General features: G+C 60.5%; 17 protein-coding genes. 10 read left to right on the top strand and 7 right to left on the bottom strand.

Translation table 11 applies throughout. The features are described 5' to 3' along the window. Window positions 1–469 precede the first annotated feature (469 nt). The gene (locus QR290_RS12570) at window positions 470–841 is read left to right on the top strand and encodes a DUF6124 family protein (RefSeq protein ID WP_289205058.1); all 372 of its coding nucleotides are present in this window, start codon (window positions 470–472) and stop codon (window positions 839–841) included. 185 nt (window positions 842–1,026) lie between these two features. Next, a complete protein-coding gene (locus QR290_RS12575; RefSeq protein WP_289205059.1) occupies window positions 1,027–3,036 on the top strand; it encodes a hypothetical protein in 2,010 nt (669 codons plus the stop codon). 114 nt (window positions 3,037–3,150) lie between these two features. Here the strand turns inward: QR290_RS12575 and QR290_RS12580 are convergent, their stop codons facing one another. After that, complete coding sequence (locus QR290_RS12580; RefSeq protein WP_289205060.1) at window positions 3,151–3,984, bottom strand: AraC family transcriptional regulator; 834 nt, start codon at window positions 3,982–3,984, stop codon at window positions 3,151–3,153. Window positions 3,985–4,019: 35 nt separating this feature from the next. Continuing rightward, window positions 4,020–4,523, bottom strand: coding sequence for a VOC family protein (locus QR290_RS12585; RefSeq protein WP_289205061.1), 504 nt, complete (start codon window positions 4,521–4,523; stop codon window positions 4,020–4,022). A 263-nt stretch (window positions 4,524–4,786) separates the two neighbouring features. Between QR290_RS12585 and QR290_RS12590 the strand changes: the two genes are divergently transcribed. Together QR290_RS12590 and QR290_RS12595 are read left to right on the top strand one after the other, a co-directional pair. Further along, on the top strand, window positions 4,787–5,035 hold the full coding sequence (locus tag QR290_RS12590; RefSeq protein WP_289205062.1) for a transmembrane sensor/regulator PpyR: 249 nt from the start codon (window positions 4,787–4,789) through the stop codon (window positions 5,033–5,035). Between the two features lies 1 nt (window position 5,036). Further along, entirely contained in the window at window positions 5,037–6,191 is a 1,155-nt protein-coding gene (locus tag QR290_RS12595; protein WP_289205063.1) for an NnrS family protein, read from the top strand. A 4-nt stretch (window positions 6,192–6,195) separates the two neighbouring features. Here QR290_RS12595 and QR290_RS12600 read toward each other — a convergent pair whose 3' ends face one another. Both QR290_RS12600 and QR290_RS12605 read right to left on the bottom strand, forming a co-directional pair. Further along, a complete protein-coding gene (locus QR290_RS12600; RefSeq protein ID WP_289205064.1) occupies window positions 6,196–6,867 on the bottom strand; it encodes a class I SAM-dependent methyltransferase in 672 nt (223 codons plus the stop codon). Window positions 6,868–6,905: 38 nt separating this feature from the next. Continuing rightward, window positions 6,906–8,054 (bottom strand): GGDEF domain-containing protein, encoded by a 1,149-nt coding sequence (locus QR290_RS12605; RefSeq protein ID WP_115077403.1) that lies wholly within the window; start codon window positions 8,052–8,054, stop codon window positions 6,906–6,908. Window positions 8,055–8,163: 109 nt separating this feature from the next. Between QR290_RS12605 and QR290_RS12610 the strand changes: the two genes are divergently transcribed. Continuing rightward, the gene (locus tag QR290_RS12610) at window positions 8,164–8,556 is read left to right on the top strand and encodes a GFA family protein (protein WP_289205065.1); all 393 of its coding nucleotides are present in this window, start codon (window positions 8,164–8,166) and stop codon (window positions 8,554–8,556) included. A 35-nt stretch (window positions 8,557–8,591) separates the two neighbouring features. Here the strand turns inward: QR290_RS12610 and QR290_RS12615 are convergent, their stop codons facing one another. After that, window positions 8,592–9,422 (bottom strand): alpha/beta fold hydrolase, encoded by an 831-nt coding sequence (locus QR290_RS12615; protein WP_289205066.1) that lies wholly within the window; start codon window positions 9,420–9,422, stop codon window positions 8,592–8,594. A gap of 227 nt (window positions 9,423–9,649) precedes the next feature. On the opposite strand from QR290_RS12615, the gene QR290_RS12620 reads away from it, so the two are divergent. The 5 genes from QR290_RS12620 to QR290_RS12640 all read left to right on the top strand — a co-directional run bounded on the left by QR290_RS12620 (window position 9,650) and on the right by QR290_RS12640 (window position 14,920). After that, on the top strand, window positions 9,650–10,549 hold the full coding sequence (locus QR290_RS12620) for an acetoacetate decarboxylase family protein (protein ID WP_289205067.1): 900 nt from the start codon (window positions 9,650–9,652) through the stop codon (window positions 10,547–10,549). Window positions 10,550–10,677: 128 nt separating this feature from the next. After that, entirely contained in the window at window positions 10,678–11,133 is a 456-nt protein-coding gene (locus tag QR290_RS12625) for a (2Fe-2S)-binding protein (protein ID WP_007956954.1), read from the top strand. A 17-nt stretch (window positions 11,134–11,150) separates the two neighbouring features. Continuing rightward, window positions 11,151–13,313 carry a xanthine dehydrogenase family protein molybdopterin-binding subunit gene (locus tag QR290_RS12630; protein WP_289205068.1) on the top strand — a complete coding sequence of 721 codons (2,163 nt, stop codon included), beginning with the start codon at window positions 11,151–11,153 and terminating at the stop codon, window positions 13,311–13,313. Window position 13,314: 1 nt separating this feature from the next. Next, on the top strand, window positions 13,315–13,893 hold the full coding sequence (locus tag QR290_RS12635; protein ID WP_289205069.1) for a hypothetical protein: 579 nt from the start codon (window positions 13,315–13,317) through the stop codon (window positions 13,891–13,893). A 61-nt stretch (window positions 13,894–13,954) separates the two neighbouring features. Next, a complete protein-coding gene (locus QR290_RS12640; RefSeq protein ID WP_289205070.1) occupies window positions 13,955–14,920 on the top strand; it encodes a sensor domain-containing diguanylate cyclase in 966 nt (321 codons plus the stop codon). 98 nt (window positions 14,921–15,018) lie between these two features. On the opposite strand, the gene QR290_RS12645 is transcribed toward QR290_RS12640, so the two are convergent. Both QR290_RS12645 and fabI read right to left on the bottom strand, forming a co-directional pair. Then, complete coding sequence (locus tag QR290_RS12645; RefSeq protein WP_064595490.1) at window positions 15,019–15,444, bottom strand: VOC family protein; 426 nt, start codon at window positions 15,442–15,444, stop codon at window positions 15,019–15,021. A gap of 199 nt (window positions 15,445–15,643) precedes the next feature. Continuing rightward, window positions 15,644–16,438 (bottom strand): enoyl-ACP reductase FabI, encoded by a 795-nt coding sequence (gene fabI / locus QR290_RS12650; RefSeq protein ID WP_085708603.1) that lies wholly within the window; start codon window positions 16,436–16,438, stop codon window positions 15,644–15,646. Window positions 16,439–16,456 lie beyond the last annotated feature (18 nt).

Here is a 16,456-nt window from a genome sequence, read left to right on the forward strand (position 1 = left end):
TGAGAGAAAAAGAGAGAAAAAGAGAGAAAAAGGGGACGCATTTATTTACCAGTCCCCACTATGTAAACCCGCGGTTCCTTGCAATGGGGAGCGCGGGTTTTGTCGTTTCCGGGCCTTCGGAAGCCCTCGTTGAAGAGTGTTGAAGTTTATGTCCGCAAAGCCACGCAACCTTGCGCCTTTGCCTACGCATCCGCCAGAATCCGCCGGCTTGTGGGCCTTGGGACCGGGTTCTATTGTGGGCCGGTCGCTGACGAATCAGCGATCGGGTTTCGCAGCCCGGATCAATCAAGGCGCCCAGAGCGTCGTTTCCGTTCAGCATTTTTTGCTGGTCGCGTAATGGCGGTTGTGCGCGGGATACCTTCGGGTATGCCGGGTTCCTTGATTCCCGGTCTGCGAACCCGCGTACAGCTGCCACCTCTCTTCGTTTCGCAGCGAACCGTGGCAGCTCCATTAATCAGGGAGTTTTACAATGATCAAACCAACGCCAAACCCACCCGAAACCGACACCACTTCGCCCTACGAAACCCTCGATTCCAAGACATTCCACGAAGCCGCCGAACGCGCCCTCGATCACTACCTCAATCCGTTGCTCCCCCGAAAACCGCTGCTCAAACCCAACACCCGCTACCTCATCGCCCCCGGCATCGACAGCGAAGAACTGCTGGCCGACGCCTGCGAAACCCTGACCTGCGCCAAAACCATGGCCACCGACTTCGCCGGGTTGGTGGACGGCTCGCAGCGGCATGTGCTGCTGGGCATTGCGCAACTGATCATGCTGGGCGAGCTGGCGGTGAACCGGGCGCTGGATAACCTGGACGTGGCGGCAGAACCTCGGCCCTGAGTGCTGAATCCGAAACGGCCCCTTTGCGGGGCCGTTTTTGCATCTGCAGGAAAGCCGTTCGCCGATGACCATTCGTCTTGAAACCACGCTCCCCTGTCAGATCTGACAGGTGACGATGCTCTGCTTTCACGGTGTCATGAACCTCGCCCCGAAGAGGGCTTCCCACCGTACGCCTGGAGAAGAGCATGAACATCAACGTCAATTCGACACAGATCAACGACTTGCTCAAGCTTTATCCGATGGCTGTCCCAGGCGCAGAAGAAAACCTGCAACCGCCAGGGGCCTACCATCTCGGCATTCCCGAAAGCATTCATTCGCCCTCCACCAAACTCTTCATGGTGATCGACCCGGTCATGTTGTTTTCCTCTTCTCTTGCCATCGGTGACTCCGTAAGACTGTGGGTCAACGACCAGGCAACCTCCGTGATCGAGACTGTCAAGCCGGGCAAAGAAAACGACCGCATCTGGATGGAGTTGCCATGGGGATGGTTGGTTGATGGCCTCAATACCCTGCACTACGAAGTCACTGAAGTCAGCGGTAATAAAGATAAATCCGATCCGATACTGAAGGTGCTGTTCAACAACCCGGTCTCCGGCATCACGGTCAGCCATCCGGCCAGCATCGGCCCGGGGCAGCCGGCCACGTTCACTTTTACGCGCAGCAAACCGCGCGAATATGACGTGCTGACGCTGACCGTGGGGACATGGAGAAAAACCATCCCCTACGTCCATCCTTCCAACCCGGTGACCTACACCCTGACGGCCACTGACCTTCAGCAGATCGGTGACGGCACCCATCAGGTATACGCCAAGGTGGTCGATCAGTTGAGCAACAGCAATGTGTCGCCAACGACTTCAATCACCATTACCGCCAAACAGAAAGTCTATAACCCGCCGATCATCGTGGAAGCGGAAGCAAACAAGAGAGTGCTGGACGTTCCAGCGTTGGCGGGAAAAAACGCCACAATTCATGCGCTGACCTGGACGGATATGGTTCCCGATCAGCCGTGCTGGCTGGAACTGCTGGGCTTCAAGCCCGACGGCACCGTGCACAATTTGAAACTCTGGAACGGCTTTCCAGCAAGGAGCAATCCGTCCTGGATCAGCTTGGGCAGATACGTGCAAACCGTGGTCAACAGCTATCTGGCGCAGCTGGGCGATGGCACTAAGCTGACGGTGCAGTTCTCGGTGTCGGAAGACAAGAGCAACGACCCTACGACGGCGACGAAATTTGCGGATCAGGTTTACACGATCAATGCTGTGGCGCTCATTGTGCCAACCATCGTTAACGTGAACGAAAACACCGCCACCGGTAAACCTGTTGCCAACGCAGGAACCACCACGGCACTCACACTGGTGATCAGCGGCAAGCTGAGCCCCGGTCAGCAGGGCGAGTTGTACGATGGCAGTGGCGCGACCGCGAAGTCGTTGGGCAAGGTGACCGCCGACGCGGCGGGAAACTATTCGATCACCATCACGGTCGCTCAGGGTCCCCACCGGTTCTACATTCAGTCGCTGTATCACCTTGGCAACCCTGTTTACTCCAATGTCTGGAATCTGACGGTAAATACCCTCGCACCCCTTGTCATGCACATTTCTTCTGGCGGCTTGGCCGTGTCAGCTTTGCCGTACGACTGGCCACACACTAGAGCAACAAACTCCGTCACGATCAGTGGCCAGCCGAGTAGCCAGGTTACCGCCAATTTGTCCGGGAATGCGCGATTCAGCAATGCATCCAACGCAATTACTGTCACGCTGAACTCGCAAGGGAAGGCAATATTGCCTGTCTCCAATACGACTGCTCAGACCGTAAGCGTGACGACCGCTTATGCAACAGGTTCAGCTACCACGGGCTCAATGACTTTTTCAGGGTCGTTTCCTGTAAATGCATCCGCTGGTATAGCGGAAGTAAGAGCACACGTTGCTTCGGGAGCCGCAGCTGATGGCTTGTCGCCAAACAGAGTGACCTACGACACCCTTGATATAAATCAATCTATGACGCTGAACGTTCAAGTATCCGGTAGCGCTTATTTCTTGGGCTACGGAGGTCAGGTAGCGAATATACCTCTGCGGAGGGGAACCTGGGACTGTACATTCGACGTAGTAAATACGGTCAAGCAAACTGTGACTGTGACTTTTTATATTGCTTCGATTGGTGCCTGGACTCGATTCAGTAAACAAATGACTTTCACATAATCTGGTACAAGTGATCGGAAAGGGCGTGCGTTTTGATTACTAGCAGCAAGGTCATTGACCAATGACTCTGTCGATTACATTTACGGCCCGCAGCAATGCGGGCCGTTTTTGCTTTCACCCCCGATACTGCCCCGGCGTCGCCGCCAGATGCTGCTTGAACGCCCGCTGAAAATGCGCCTGATCGGCAAACCCGGCCTCCAGCGCCACATCCGCAATCAACTGCCCGCGCCGCAAACACTCACGCGCAAACTGAATGCGCTGGTTGACCAAAAACGCATGGGGCGTCATGCCGAAATGCTGTTTGAAAGCACGAATCAGGTACGACGGTGACAAATCGGCAGCCGTGCAAATGTCGTCGAGGCTGAGCAGATCGGTGCAGTGCCGGCGGATGAAGTCGGCGGCGCGTTCGAGTTTGAAATTCGGTTCTCGCAACGATGGCTCGATAGGGTTCAGACACAGTTGCAGGTCGCTGAAAAATTCCACCGCCGCGCTCTGTTTGCGCAGCACGTCTTGTTGATCGTCGACCAATACGCCGTATAACGCATTCAAGTCGCGAAACAGACGGGCGTCATTCAAGTGGGTATCGGAAAACCGCCGAAACTCAAGTTCCGCACTGAAGCCCAGTTGATGCTGCAGATCCGTCAGCCACGGCGTTTCCACGTACAACATCAAATACGACCACGGCTGATCATTGATCGGATTGCACGCGTGCACATCCCCCGGATTCATCAGCACCACCGTGCCGGCCGACACTTCGAACGAGGATTGCTCATGCACATAAGTGCTGCGCCCGGCGGTGATCGCGCCGATGGAAAAGTGCGCGTGGGAGTGTCGTGAATAGCAGACCTCGCGGCCATCGGCGATGGCCCGCGCCTCGATGAAGGGCAGGGCGTCGTCGCGCCAGAAGCGCGGGGCTTGTTCGGGGTTCTTGGCAGCAGCGTGTTTCATCGTTGTGGTTCTCGGCAGGCCAGTGCCCGAGTGTATTAGCTCTGGCCGGCGAAGGCTCGCTCGAGTTCGGCGATGTCGAGTTTTTTCATCCCGAGCATGGCCTGCATCGCCCGTTGGGCCTTGGTCTGGTCGGGGTCGGTCATCATGTGCATGAACGCCACCGGCACGATCTGCCACGACACGCCGAACTTGTCCTTGAGCCAGCCGCATTGCTGCGCCTCAACCGGTCCGCCGGCGCTGAGATTGCCCCAGAAATGGTCGACTTCTTCCTGGTTCTGGCAGTTGACCTGAAACGATATCGCCTCATTGAACTTGAACACCGGCCCACCGTTGAGCCCGGTAAAAGTCTGGCCGTCGAGTTCGAAACTGACGGTCATCACCGAGCCTTCCGGCCGACCATGGAATTCCTGGCCGACTTTGCTGTAGTGGGTGAGGGCAGTGATTTTCGAGTGGTCGAAGATCGAGCAGTAAAACTTCGCCGCCGCTTCGGCCTGATCGTCGAACCACAGGCAGGGCGTGAGTTTTTGAAAGCGTTGCATGGCAGTCTTCCTCGGCAGGTTGGACACGCTGGATTAATAGCGTAGCCAGTCTGTGCTCGGCTGGCGGTGCCGCGGATCGATGGTTGGATGCAAGGAGGATGGGGTGTAGTCGTATTGACCTTTTTGTTTGTCAAAATGACTACTTTGCGTCTGTGTCAAATTGACTCGTTTTTGCGCAACTGACTGATATTGCTGGGCGAATAATCTGGCACGCAAGTTGAAATGTCTTGCGTACAAACCGATCCGCTCAGGAGTACGAAAACATGTTCGCTTTCTTCGAGAGTCCGCTGAACGTTCTGCACCTGTCGAGCAAAATGCTCGTCGCCGGTCTGGTCATGTTGCTGGCCGGGATCTATGGCGCTTATCTGTATCAGGGCCACATGCCGATTGCGTTGCTGGTGGCGATGCATGCCATGACCATTGTCGGCCCGACGCTGATCAAGATCGGCTATGTGATGCGTCTGCTGTCGCAATACCGGTTGGCCCATTCTCCTGCAACGGCGGTGGCCTGAGATGCGCAGACTCGCCGCAGCGCCTCTGTTCAGCCTGGGCTTTCGGCCGCTGTTTCTGGCGGGTGCCGGATTCGCCGCTCTGGCAATCCTGGTCTGGGGCTTGTGGCTTTACGGCCACTGGTTCGATCTGCAACCGGCGGGCGCCATGCTCGCCTGGCATCGGCATGAAATGCCGTTCGGTTTCGCGACGGCAATCGTTGCCGGTTTTTTGCTGACGGCGGTGCCCAACTGGACCGGAACTCCCGGCGTGCGCGGCGGGGCGTTGATTGCATTGGTGGCCGTCTGGTTGCTCGGTCGAGTGGCGTGGTGGATGCCGTTGCCAGTGGCATTGATCCTCGTGCTGCAATGGATTTTCCTGCCGCTGCTGGCGGTGATGCTGGCGCGGGATCTGATTGCTGCGGGCAAACGTGACAACTATCCGATTGTGCTGGTACTCGGGCTGATGGCCGGTTGTCAGGCATTGACCTTGATCGGCCTGTTCAACGACGACACCGGTCTGCAACGCCAAGGCGTGCTGGGTGCGCTGTGGCTGATTACGGCACTGATGACGGTGATCGGCGGGCGGGTGATTCCGTTTTTCATTCAGCGCGGCTTGAACCGTCCACCCGCACCGGCCAGCCATCCGTTGCCTACGCGGTTACTGTTGATTGGCAGTCTGCTGACGGCGATCACGTTTGTGGCGGGTCTCAACGATTCACCTCGGGTGTGGCTGGCCGCGCTGTTTGCGCTCACCGGCAGTTTGCAAATATGGCGGCTGATCCGCTGGCATGATCGCGGGATGTGGCGGGTGCCACTGCTCTGGTCGTTGTACCTGGCTTACGGCTGGATGGCGCTGGCGATCTGGGCCATGGCGGCGTGGCATCTGGGGCTGCTCGGCCAGCAAAGCCTGGCGACTCATGCGCTGGCCGTTGGCGGTGTCGGCGGATTGATTCTGGCGATGATTGCGCGAGTCAGCCTTGGTCACACTGGCCGCTTGTTGCAACCGGCGAAGGGCGTGGTGCTTGGGTTTGCGTTGGTGTTGATCGCGGCGGGTTGCCGGGTGTTGCTGGTGCCGTTTTCCAGCCTGGGGCTGGGGTTGTCCGTGGTGCTCTGGTGCGCGGGGTTCGCGCTGTTTTTACGGCATTACACCGGGATTCTGCTTAAACCGAGGCTCTAGCGATTTACCCGCGACGCTCGGCAATCATCAGCAACGACTGCGGGACCGGGCTTTGCGGGTGCTGCGGCTCGCGTAGGCCGGTCAATTGCAGGCCGGCCATGTCCAGCGCATTCAGCCAACTGGACAGGGTGCGGAAATACCATGGCATCGGCGACCACTCGCCCTGGAACCCGTCGAAGGTTTCTTCCCGCCAGCCGTCCTGATAATCACCGGCGGCCACCGACCACGGATGCAGCGTCTGGATCACCAGCGCACCGCCGGGCACGAGCAGGGCATTCATCGCCGCGAGCAGCGGGATGATGTCCTGATGCAGAAGGGAAAAGTTGGCGCAGATCAGGTCGTAATCACGGCCGATGTCGACTTTCGCTTCAACCAGATCTTCGTAACTGGCGACATGCACGGGCGATGAACCGGCCAACTGCGCGGCCTCGACCAGCGTCGCATCACCGTCCACGCCGACTGCCTCGAACCCACGCTCGACCAGCGCCCGCAACAGCCAGCCTTCGCCGCATCCCAGATCGAGCACGCGCTCGGGCTGGCGTCCCATCACCGCCAGCAGAATGGCCTGGTCGGTCACTTGCCGGCGGCTTTCGATAGAGCCGCTGCGCACGGCTTCGGTCCAGGCCCGGGCGTTGTGGTGCCAGCTCTGGAGGAGGGTGGATTCAGGCGAGGACATGACGGACTCCGGGATCGCGGGATGCAGCCAAGGATAGGTCAGGTGTAGTCGGCCAGCTGAATCCGGTTGCGACCTGCGCGCTTGGATTCGTAGAGCGCGCTGTCACCTTGCTCGATCAACGCCGCGAGGCTGGCCGGCGGCTGATCGAACACCTTGGCGCCGATGCTCAGGGTGACCGCTTGCGGGGTGGTGTAGGTCTGGGACGTCATCTGCTGAAACTGCTCACGCAGCGCACTGCCCAGCAGCATGATCTGTGCGTGGGACGCATCGCCCAGCAGCATCACGAACTCGTCACCGCCCAGCCGTGCCGCCAGTGCACCTTTGGGCAGCACCGCGCGGATCATTTCGCTGAGGGCGATGAGCAAGCGGTCGCCGGCGGTGTGGCCGTACAGGTCGTTGATTAGTTTGAAGTTGTCGATGTCGATCAGTAGCAGGGCGCCGGGGCGGGCGCTGGAGACTTCATCGAGCAGACGTGGTGCGCGGACTTCGAGGGCGCGACGGTTGTACAGCGCGGTCAGCGGGTCACGGGCGGCGAGTTCGGCAATCTGTTTTTCCCGGCGATAGCGCTCAGTGCCAGTCATCGACAGCGCGATCAGCATGATCGCCATCGCGCCCTCGACCAGGGAAATCTGAATGATCTCGCCGCGCAGTGAAGCCAGATCGATCAACGTGCCGGGAATCACCGCGATGATCGCCTTGGTGAAATAGAACGCGCCGTGGATCAGCAGCACATACCGCAGTTGCACCGCGCCGACGCTCAACGACTTGCCATGCGGGCGCAGCAACAGGCTGGCCCGCAGCATCAACGCGGCCACCAGCAGCGAGTTGGCCATCAACATGATCTTCGACCACGACGGATCTTCCGGTAACAGCAGCAACGAAAGCCACAGCAGGAACATCAAGTACCAGGCCCGCGACAAGCGCTTCTGCGTAAACCGTGCGACCCCCAGCAGAAACAGCCAGTGCGCGACCACCAGCAGGCCGTTGGCGAACCAGATGCCGATCAGCGGATAACCGTTGGCGCGCAACAGGGCGAGGCTCGAGCCGACGGTGATGGTGGCGAAACCGGCGCTCCAGAACAGCAGGGAAGGTTCGCGGATGCTGCGCCATTCGACCGCCAGATACAGGGCGGCCGCCGCGGCCAGGGCGGTGGAAATGGTGAGCATCGTGAGAGGATCGAGCGCCATGAAAGAACGGTTCTGCCTGAATAGTATTAATGGGCCACGATTGTAAGCGTTCCCCCAGTGGGCTGCTATTTTCACTCACCGGATATTCCATTTTCAGACGAGGTGTCCCATGGATCGATTGACCGGCGGTTGTCTGTGCGGCGAAGTGCGGATCGAGGCGTCAGGGCGACCCTACAGGGTTGGCGTTTGCCATTGTCTGGATTGCCGCAAACACCATGGCGCGCTGTTTGCCGCGTCGGCGATCTTTCCCGAGGACGCGGTGACGATCAGCGGCGAAACCCATGACTATGCGGGGCGACATTTCTGTCCGCGCTGTGGCTCGTCGGTGTTTGGCCGCAGTGGCGATGAAGTCGAGGTCAATCTCGGCGCGCTGGATGCACCGGATCAGTTCCAGCCCACCTATGAGCTGTGGACGGTGCGTCGCGAGTCGTGGCTGCCGGACTTCCCCTTGGCCGGACATTACGTGCGTGATCGCGAGGGAACGGGGCGAACCGAAGAATAGCCGGGGTCAGGCAGGGCGCCTGACCCCGGCCACTATCAGCCGCGAATGAACGCCAGCAGATCTGCGTTGATCGTCGGCGCCTCGGTGGTCGGCATCCCGTGGGGGAAGCCCGGATAGATCTTCAGCGTGCTGTTTTTCAGCAGTTTTGCCGACAGCACGCCGGCATTTTCATACGGCACGATCTGGTCATCATCGCCGTGCATGACCAGCACCGGGATCGAGATGCTTTTCAGGGCGGCGGTGAAGTCGGTCTGCGAGAACGCAACGATCCCGTCGTAGTGCGCCTTGGCGCCGCCCATCATGCCCTGACGCCACCAGTTGAGAACCACTGCTTCCGAAGGTTTGGCGCCGGGGCGGTTGTAGCCGTAGAACGGGCCGGCCGGTACATCGTGATAGAACTGCGAACGATTGGCCGCCAGTTGCGCCTGAAGATCGTCGAACACCGATTTGGGCAAGCCGCCCGGATTGCTGTCGGTTTTCACCATCAGCGGCGGCACGGCGCTGATAATCGCGGCTTTGGAGACCCGATCCTCGCCATGCCGGGCAATGTAGTGAATCACTTCGCCGCCACCGGTGGAGTGGCCGACATGCACAGCTTTCTGCGTCCCCAGATGATTGACCACCGCCGCCACGTCGTCGGCGTAATGATCCATGTCATGGCCGTCCCAGACCTGGCTCGAACGCCCGTGACCCCGTCGATCATGGGCCACGACCCGGAAGCCCTGCGCGAGGAAGAACAGCATCTGCGCATCCCAGTCGTCCGCGCTGAGCGGCCAGCCGTGGTGGAAATGGATTACCGGAGCGTCTTTCGGGCCCCAGTCCTTGTAGAAGATCTCGACGCCGTCTTTCGTTGTGACATATCCCATGTTCGCGACTCCTGGAAAATGCGGAACGTGACCCCGAAGGGAGTGATGACAAGCGTTATCAACTCTAGGATTGAAGTGCACTTCAAGGTCAAGCAAGTTCCGAACGGTCATCGCTGGCGTGAATGATGGGCCATAGCCGTTGTGCGCTTGACCTTAAAGTTTGGTTGAACCTTAGAGTCTTGCTCACCGGCCATCCGCCGGGTCAATCAGCGAGAAGGTCAGCGAACATGAACAAGCGCTTTACAGAGGTGGAATTCGGAACGCACAAGGTCGAAGTGCTGGAGGGCGGCTACTACGACCGATTCCGGATGAACCCCAACCTCGACGAAGTGGCCCGGGACAAGGCTGCCGGCAACATCGACTTCTTCCGGCGCATTCCCAAGCAGCAGGTCGCGTCGAGAGTCGGGCCGACCTGGGCGCCGAATTTCTATTACCGTTCCGGCAGCGTGCAGTTGCTGTTCCTGGCGCCGCTGGACCGACTGCGCGCCACCTTGCCTGCGCCGCTTGAACCGCTGCGGGCGTTTCCCGGTTACGGACTGGTAGCGCTGACGTTTTTCTCCTATTCGGTTTGCGACAACGACCCGTACGACGAGGTCTCCGTGGCGATTGTCGTGCGTCGCCCCGGCGCCCGTGGCTCCCACGTGCGGGAACTGATGGACGCCATGCGCCGACGCAGTTTCACCGCCCATGTGCTGGCGCTGCCGGTGAACACCGAAATCGCCCGGGTGCGCGGCGTGCACGGCTATCAATTGCCCAAGTGGCGCGCCGACATCAACGTGAACATCGGCAACAGCGTCAGTGCCCGCATCGACGGGCCCAAGGGCTTGCCGGACCTGGTGCTGAAAGCGCCGCTGCCGACCCTGAAAAACGTCACGCCGCAATCGCGCATGAGCACCGCCACCATGATTCATCAGGTCGATGGCCTGTGGCACCAGAGCGTGGTGCAGAGCAACACACTATCCTTTGCCCAACGTCTGTTTCCTCGCGATGTGCAGCTGGATCGCAACGGCGGCCCGCTGAGCCAGTTGCTCGATGGCCTCGGGGCGACGCGGATCCTGCGCCTGGACGTGATCAAGGACGCGCAGATCGTGCTGAACCTGCCCGTGCCGCTCACCAAACAGCCATGACCGGTGGTCGCAGCGGCTGGTCGTCGGGTCAAAATGCGCTTAGCTGAAAGGGATAAGCCGAGGTGCGCACGGCCATCGAGAGCCGTAGCAGCGCCCTTCAGAACACCGTGAGTCTGAGGAAGTCCCCGATGCTGACCTTGAACATCAATGGCAAGGATCAGGAGCTCGATGTCCCCGCGGACATGCCGTTGCTCTGGGTCCTGCGCGATGTCGCGCACCTGACCGGTACCAAATTCGGTTGCGGCATGGCCCAGTGCGGTGCCTGCACCGTGCACGTCGATGGCGCGCCGCTGCGCTCCTGCATCACCCCGGCCACGGCCGTCGCCCATGGCCAGAAAATCCTCACCATCGAAGGTTTGTCGAGCGACGGTTCGCACCCGGTGCAGCAGGCCTGGGCCGAACTGGACGTGGTGCAGTGCGGTTACTGCCAGTCCGGGCAGATCATGTCCGCCGCCGCGTTGCTGGCGAAAATCCCCAAACCCACCGACAGCGATATCGATCAGGCGCTCTCCGGCAACATCTGCCGCTGCGGCACGTACCCAAGAATCCGCGCGGCGGTCAAACGTGCCGCCGACATCGGCTGAGCGAGGGGAGGTGAGTGATGAACAGTCCTGTATCCCGTCGCGGATTTCTCAAGGGCAGTGCGGTGCTTGGCGGTGGTCTGGTGGTGGCGTTCGTGGTGCCCGGCGGCAACCGTTTTGCCATGGCGGCCGAGAATGAAGGCAAGGTGTTTGCGCCGAACGCGTTCCTGCGGATTGCGGCGGACAACAGCGTCACTGTGCTGCTCGGCCATTCGGAAATGGGCCAGGGCATCTGGACCGGCCTGACCATGTTGATCGCCGAAGAGCTGGACGCCGACTGGTCGAAAATCCGCGTCGAGCACTCGCCAGCCTCGGCCGCCGATTACGGCATGCCCGGTTTTGGCGGGATGCAGATTACCGGCGGATCGACCTCGACCTGGATGGAGTTCGACCGTTACCGGCTCGCGGGCGCCACGGCGCGGCAGATGCTGATCGAAGCGGCGGCGAAGCGTTTCAACGTGGCCCCGTCGACGATCCGCACCGAATCCGGCGTGGTGATTGCCGGCGACAACCGCGCCACCTACGGCGAACTGGCGGACGCCGCCGGGCAACTGCCGGTGCCTGATCCGAAGTCGATCACCTTCAAGGAAGCCAAAGACTGGAAAGTCATCGGCAAACCCACCAAACGCCTCGACACGCCGGAGAAAATCACTGGCCGCGCCAAGTTCGGCATGGACGTGCAGTTTGAAGGATTGATGACGGCGATGGTCGCTAGGGCGCCGGCGTTTGGCGCCACGGTGAAATCCTTCGAAGGCGCAGAAGCCCTGGCGATTCCTGGCGTGCACAAAGTGGTGCAGGTGCCGACCGGTGTGGCGGTGGTCGCCGAGCATTACTGGGCGGCGAAACTCGGTCGCGATGCGCTGAAGGTCGATTGGGATCTGGGGCCGAACGCTGATCTGAGCAGTGAAAAGCTGTTGGCGAGTTTCCGCAAACTGGCGGCCACACCGGGCACTTCGGCGGCGCAGGCTGGCGATGCCAAGGGCAACTTCGGCAAGGCAGCGAAGAAAATCGACGTCGAATACAGCGTGCCGTACCTGGCCCATGCGCCGATGGAGCCGCTCAACTGCACGGTGAAGATCAGCGCCGACAAGTGCGAGATCTGGACCGGCACCCAGTTCCAGACATTGGATCAGATGGTTGCCGGCAAGATCACCGGGCTGAAACCGGAGCAGGTCGAGATTCACACCGAATTCCTCGGCGGCGGTTTCGGCCGGCGTGCCAACCCGACCTCGGACTTTGTCGCCGAAGCGGTGCAAGTGGCCAAGGCTGCCGCAATGCCCGTGAAAACCGTGTGGTCGCGCGAAGACGATATTCGCGGCGGTTACTACCGCTCGATGTTCCTGCATCAGGCGAAGATCGGCCTCGGCGCCGACGGCATGCCGCTGGCCTGGCAGCATGTGCTGGTCGGGCAGTCGATCATGGCCGGCACCATGCTCGAGAAAACCATGGTCAAGAATGGCGTCGACCAGACGTCGGTCGAAGGCGTTTCGGACAGCCCGTACATCAAGGGCCTGGCCCATCATCAGGTCGATCTGCATTCGCCATCCACCGGGATCAACGTGCTGTGGCTGCGTTCGGTGGGCCATAGCCACACCGCGTTTGTCATGGAGTCGCTGATCGATGAAATGGCCACGGCGGCGGGCAAGGACCCGGTGGAGTACCGACGAACGCTGCTCAAGGATCATGCCCGACATCTCGGCGTGTTGAATCTGGCGGTGGAGAAGGCCAACTGGAAAGCCCCGTTGCCGGACGGCCATGCGCTGGGCGTAGCGGTGCACGAATCGTTTGGCAGTTACGTGGCGCAGGTGGCCGAGGTGTCCCAGGACAATCTGGCGATCCGCGTGCATCGGGTGGTCTGCGCAGTGGACTGCGGGATTGCGGTCAACCCGCAGAGCATCGCGGCGCAGATGGAGTCGTGCATCACCTTCGGCCTGGGCATGGCGCTGCACAGCAAACTGACCCTCAAGGACGGCCATGTCGTGCAGTCCAACTATCACGACTATCAAGTGTTGCGGCTCAATGAAATGCCGGTGGTCGAGGTGCACATCGTGCCGAGCACCGACAAACCCGGCGGCATCGGCGAGGCCGGTGTGCCGCCCACGGCGCCGGCGGTGGCCAACGCGGTGTTCGCCCTGACCGGGCAACGCCTGCGGGAACTGCCGCTGTTATTGTCGGGGGTGTGAGATGAAACGACATTTGTTGTTGGGCGCCGTGATTCTGGTCGGACTGGGCGGTTACGCGTCGGACCTGTTTGCCGACGATCAGGAAGCCTTGAAAGCCTTCGGCACGGTGCAGAAAGTCTTCCAGAGCCCGCGCTGCCAGAACTGCCACATTCCCGGCGATTCGCCGTTGCAGTTCGACGCCGGCATCCCCCACGCCATGAGCGTGGTGCGCGGCATGGACGGCAAGGGCGCGGCCGGTTTGCCCTGCGCTACCTGTCACGCTGAAAGCAATCCGCCGGCCAGCTACGGCCCTCACGCGCCACCCGGCGCGCCGCACTGGAGCCTGCCGCCAGCCGCGCACAAAATGGCCTGGATCGGCCTGCCGCCGGATCGCTTGTGCGCGATGATCAAGGACCGCGCCAGCAACGGCGACCGGGACTTCGCCGCGCTGATCAAACACGTCAACGAAGACAAACTGGTGCTCTGGGGCTGGAATCCCGGGGCAGGGCGCGCGCCGGTGCCGGTGCCGCACGATATCTTCGTGACCCAGTTCAAACTGTGGGCCGATGCGGGCGGGCCATGTCCGGTGGTCGGCGGATGAGAGGTTGAGTCATCGCTGATTCGGTCTACGCTCAACTGCATCGACGACAAAGGAGTGTGTGATGCTGGTACCCGGCAAACCCGCCAATGAAGCTGTCCGCATTCAAGCGCTGCAGGACCTGAAACTGCTCGACACCGCACCGGAGGAGCGTTTCGACCGGCTGACGCGACTGGCCAAGCGTCTGTTCAACGTGCCGATCGCATTGGTTACGTTGGTGGACAAGGATCGGCAGTGGTTCAAGTCCTGCGTGGGCCTGGACGCCACCGAAACCCCACGGGACGTTTCGTTCTGTGGCCACGCGATTCTCAAGGACGAACTGCTGCTGGTGCGCGATGCCCGCGAGGACGAGCGCTTTCACGACAATCCGCTGGTGATCGGCGATCCGAATATCCGCTTCTACGCCGGTTATCCGCTGACCGTGCCCAACGGCAACAAGATGGGCACGCTGTGCCTGATCGACACCAAACCCCGCGAGCTCGACGACGAAGAGCGCGCCTTGCTGCGTGATCTGGCCGGCATGGCCGAGCAGGAACTGATGGCCGTGCAGATGGCGAGCATGGACGAGCTGACGCTGCTGTCCAACCGTCGCGGCTTCAAGATGCTGGCCCAACATGCGCTGGATGCCTGCGCGCGACTGGAAAAACCGGCAACTCTGCTGTTTTTCGACCTCAATGACTTCAAGCAGATCAACGATCTTTATGGGCACGCCGAGGGCGACAGCGCGCTGAAGAACTTCGCCGATGTGCTGCGCATCGCCTTTCGCGAGAGCGATGTGGTCGGGCGTCTGGGTGGCGATGAATTCGTGGCGCTGCTGACTGGCTCAAGTCACGTGGAAACCACCAGGATCATGGCGCGGCTCAAGGAAATCCTCGAAGAGCGCAACGCCACGTTGCACCGTGGTTACGCGATTCGCTTCAGCGTCGGCCAGATCGAATACAACCCGCAGCGCCATGACACCGTGGACAAGTTGCTGGCGGATGCGGATGCGGCGATGTATGAGCACAAGCAGGCGTTGAAGCGTTGTTAATTTTGGCCTTATCGCCAGCAGGCTGGCTCCCACAATTTGAAATGCATTCCCTGTGGGAGCCAGCCTGCTGGCGATGGCGCCAGTGAAGGCACCACAAATCACTTGGCAAACAACTGCCCGATATCCTTGAACGCCTTGAACTCCAGCGCATTGCCGCACGGGTCAAACAAAAACATCGTCGCCTGTTCGCCCACCAGTCCCTGAAAACGAATTCCCGGTTCGATCACGAAGCGTGTGCCCAGTGATTTCAAACGCTCGGCCAGCGCATGCCATTCCTCCATCCCCAGCACCACACCAAAATGCGGTACCGGCACGTCATGACCGTCCACGGCGTTGGTGTGCGCCGCTTCTTGCGATGCGTTCTTCGGCGCCAGGTGAATCACCAGTTGATGGCCAAAGAAATTGAAGTCGACCCAGTGATCGCTGGAACGACCTTCCTCGAGTCCGAACACTTCACGGTAGAAATGCCGGGCGGCGGCGAGGTCGTACACCGGAATGGCCAGATGGAAAGGGCTGAGTGACATAGGCGCGGTCTCTATCAACGGTTGGGATGAACTGAGTCTAGCGCTGTGTTTTTCAGTTTTGGGAGCGAGCCTGCGCGCCATGACGGTATCAAGCACGCGGGGGCGTTGATTGGCACATCGATGGGGTTTGCGTTGTTTATGAGATCACGGGCATGAAAAAGCCCGCCAATCGGCGGGCTTTTTATCGGCAGCGCGAAGATTACTCTTCGATGTTGCCCATGGCGGTGGTGTTGAAACCGCCGTCCACGTAGGTGATTTCACCGCTGATGCCGGACGCCAGGTCCGAGCACAGGAAGGCGCCGACGTTGCCGACTTCTTCGATGGTGACGTTGCGACGCAGCGGGGTCTGCGCTTCGTTGGCGGCCAGCATCTTGCGGAAGCTCTTGATGCCGGAAGCGGCCAGGGTGCGGATCGGGCCGGCCGATACGCAGTTGACGCGAGTGCCTTCCGGACCCAGGGAGCCAGCCAGGTAACGTACGCCGGCTTCCAGCGAAGCCTTGGCCATGCCCATGACGTTGTAGTTCGGCATGGTGCGCTCGGCGCCCAGGTAGGACAGGGTCAGCAGGCTGCCGTTGCGGCCCTTCATCATTTCGCGACCAGCCTTGGCCAGAGCGACGAAGCTGTAGGCGCTGATGTCGTGGGAGATGCGGTAGCCTTCACGGGTGGTGACTTCGGTGAAGTCGCCGTCCAGTTGGTCGCCCGGTGCGAAGCCCACGGAGTGCACGATGCAGTCCAGGCCGTCCCACTTCTTGCTCAGTTCTTCGAAGACCTTGGCGATTTCTGCATCGCTGGCCACGTCGCACGGGAAGCACAGCTCAGGGCTCGAACCCCAGCCCTGTGCGAACTCTTCGACGCGACCTTTCAGTTTTTCGTTCTGATAAGTGAAGGCAAGCTCAGCGCCCTCGCGATGCATGGCGGCAGCGATGCCGGATGCGATGGACAGCTTGCTGGCGACACCGACGATCAGTACGCGCTTACCGGCGAGAAAACCCATGTGTTGCTCCTCTTTCAG

This window comes from Pseudomonas fluorescens (assembly GCF_030344995.1).
Lineage (GTDB): Bacteria > Pseudomonadota > Gammaproteobacteria > Pseudomonadales > Pseudomonadaceae > Aquipseudomonas > Aquipseudomonas fluorescens_BF.

Excerpts from the sequence above, each read along its gene's own strand:
- QR290_RS12570 (WP_289205058.1), top strand. The coding sequence starts at position 470 with ATGATCAAACCAACGCCAAACCCACCCGAAACCGACACCACTTCGCCC.
- QR290_RS12575 (WP_289205059.1), top strand. The coding sequence starts at position 1,027 with ATGAACATCAACGTCAATTCGACACAGATCAACGACTTGCTCAAGCTT.
- QR290_RS12580 (WP_289205060.1), bottom strand. The coding sequence starts at position 3,984 with ATGAAACACGCTGCTGCCAAGAACCCCGAACAAGCCCCGCGCTTCTGG.
- QR290_RS12585 (WP_289205061.1), bottom strand. The coding sequence starts at position 4,523 with ATGCAACGCTTTCAAAAACTCACGCCCTGCCTGTGGTTCGACGATCAG.
- QR290_RS12590 (WP_289205062.1), top strand. The coding sequence starts at position 4,787 with ATGTTCGCTTTCTTCGAGAGTCCGCTGAACGTTCTGCACCTGTCGAGC.
- QR290_RS12595 (WP_289205063.1), top strand. The coding sequence starts at position 5,037 with ATGCGCAGACTCGCCGCAGCGCCTCTGTTCAGCCTGGGCTTTCGGCCG.
- QR290_RS12600 (WP_289205064.1), bottom strand. The coding sequence starts at position 6,867 with ATGTCCTCGCCTGAATCCACCCTCCTCCAGAGCTGGCACCACAACGCC.
- QR290_RS12605 (WP_115077403.1), bottom strand. The coding sequence starts at position 8,054 with ATGGCGCTCGATCCTCTCACGATGCTCACCATTTCCACCGCCCTGGCC.
- QR290_RS12610 (WP_289205065.1), top strand. The coding sequence starts at position 8,164 with ATGGATCGATTGACCGGCGGTTGTCTGTGCGGCGAAGTGCGGATCGAG.
- QR290_RS12615 (WP_289205066.1), bottom strand. The coding sequence starts at position 9,422 with ATGGGATATGTCACAACGAAAGACGGCGTCGAGATCTTCTACAAGGAC.
- QR290_RS12620 (WP_289205067.1), top strand. The coding sequence starts at position 9,650 with ATGAACAAGCGCTTTACAGAGGTGGAATTCGGAACGCACAAGGTCGAA.
- QR290_RS12625 (WP_007956954.1), top strand. The coding sequence starts at position 10,678 with ATGCTGACCTTGAACATCAATGGCAAGGATCAGGAGCTCGATGTCCCC.
- QR290_RS12630 (WP_289205068.1), top strand. The coding sequence starts at position 11,151 with ATGAACAGTCCTGTATCCCGTCGCGGATTTCTCAAGGGCAGTGCGGTG.
- QR290_RS12635 (WP_289205069.1), top strand. The coding sequence starts at position 13,315 with ATGAAACGACATTTGTTGTTGGGCGCCGTGATTCTGGTCGGACTGGGC.
- QR290_RS12640 (WP_289205070.1), top strand. The coding sequence starts at position 13,955 with ATGCTGGTACCCGGCAAACCCGCCAATGAAGCTGTCCGCATTCAAGCG.
- QR290_RS12645 (WP_064595490.1), bottom strand. The coding sequence starts at position 15,444 with ATGTCACTCAGCCCTTTCCATCTGGCCATTCCGGTGTACGACCTCGCC.
- fabI (WP_085708603.1), bottom strand. The coding sequence starts at position 16,438 with ATGGGTTTTCTCGCCGGTAAGCGCGTACTGATCGTCGGTGTCGCCAGC.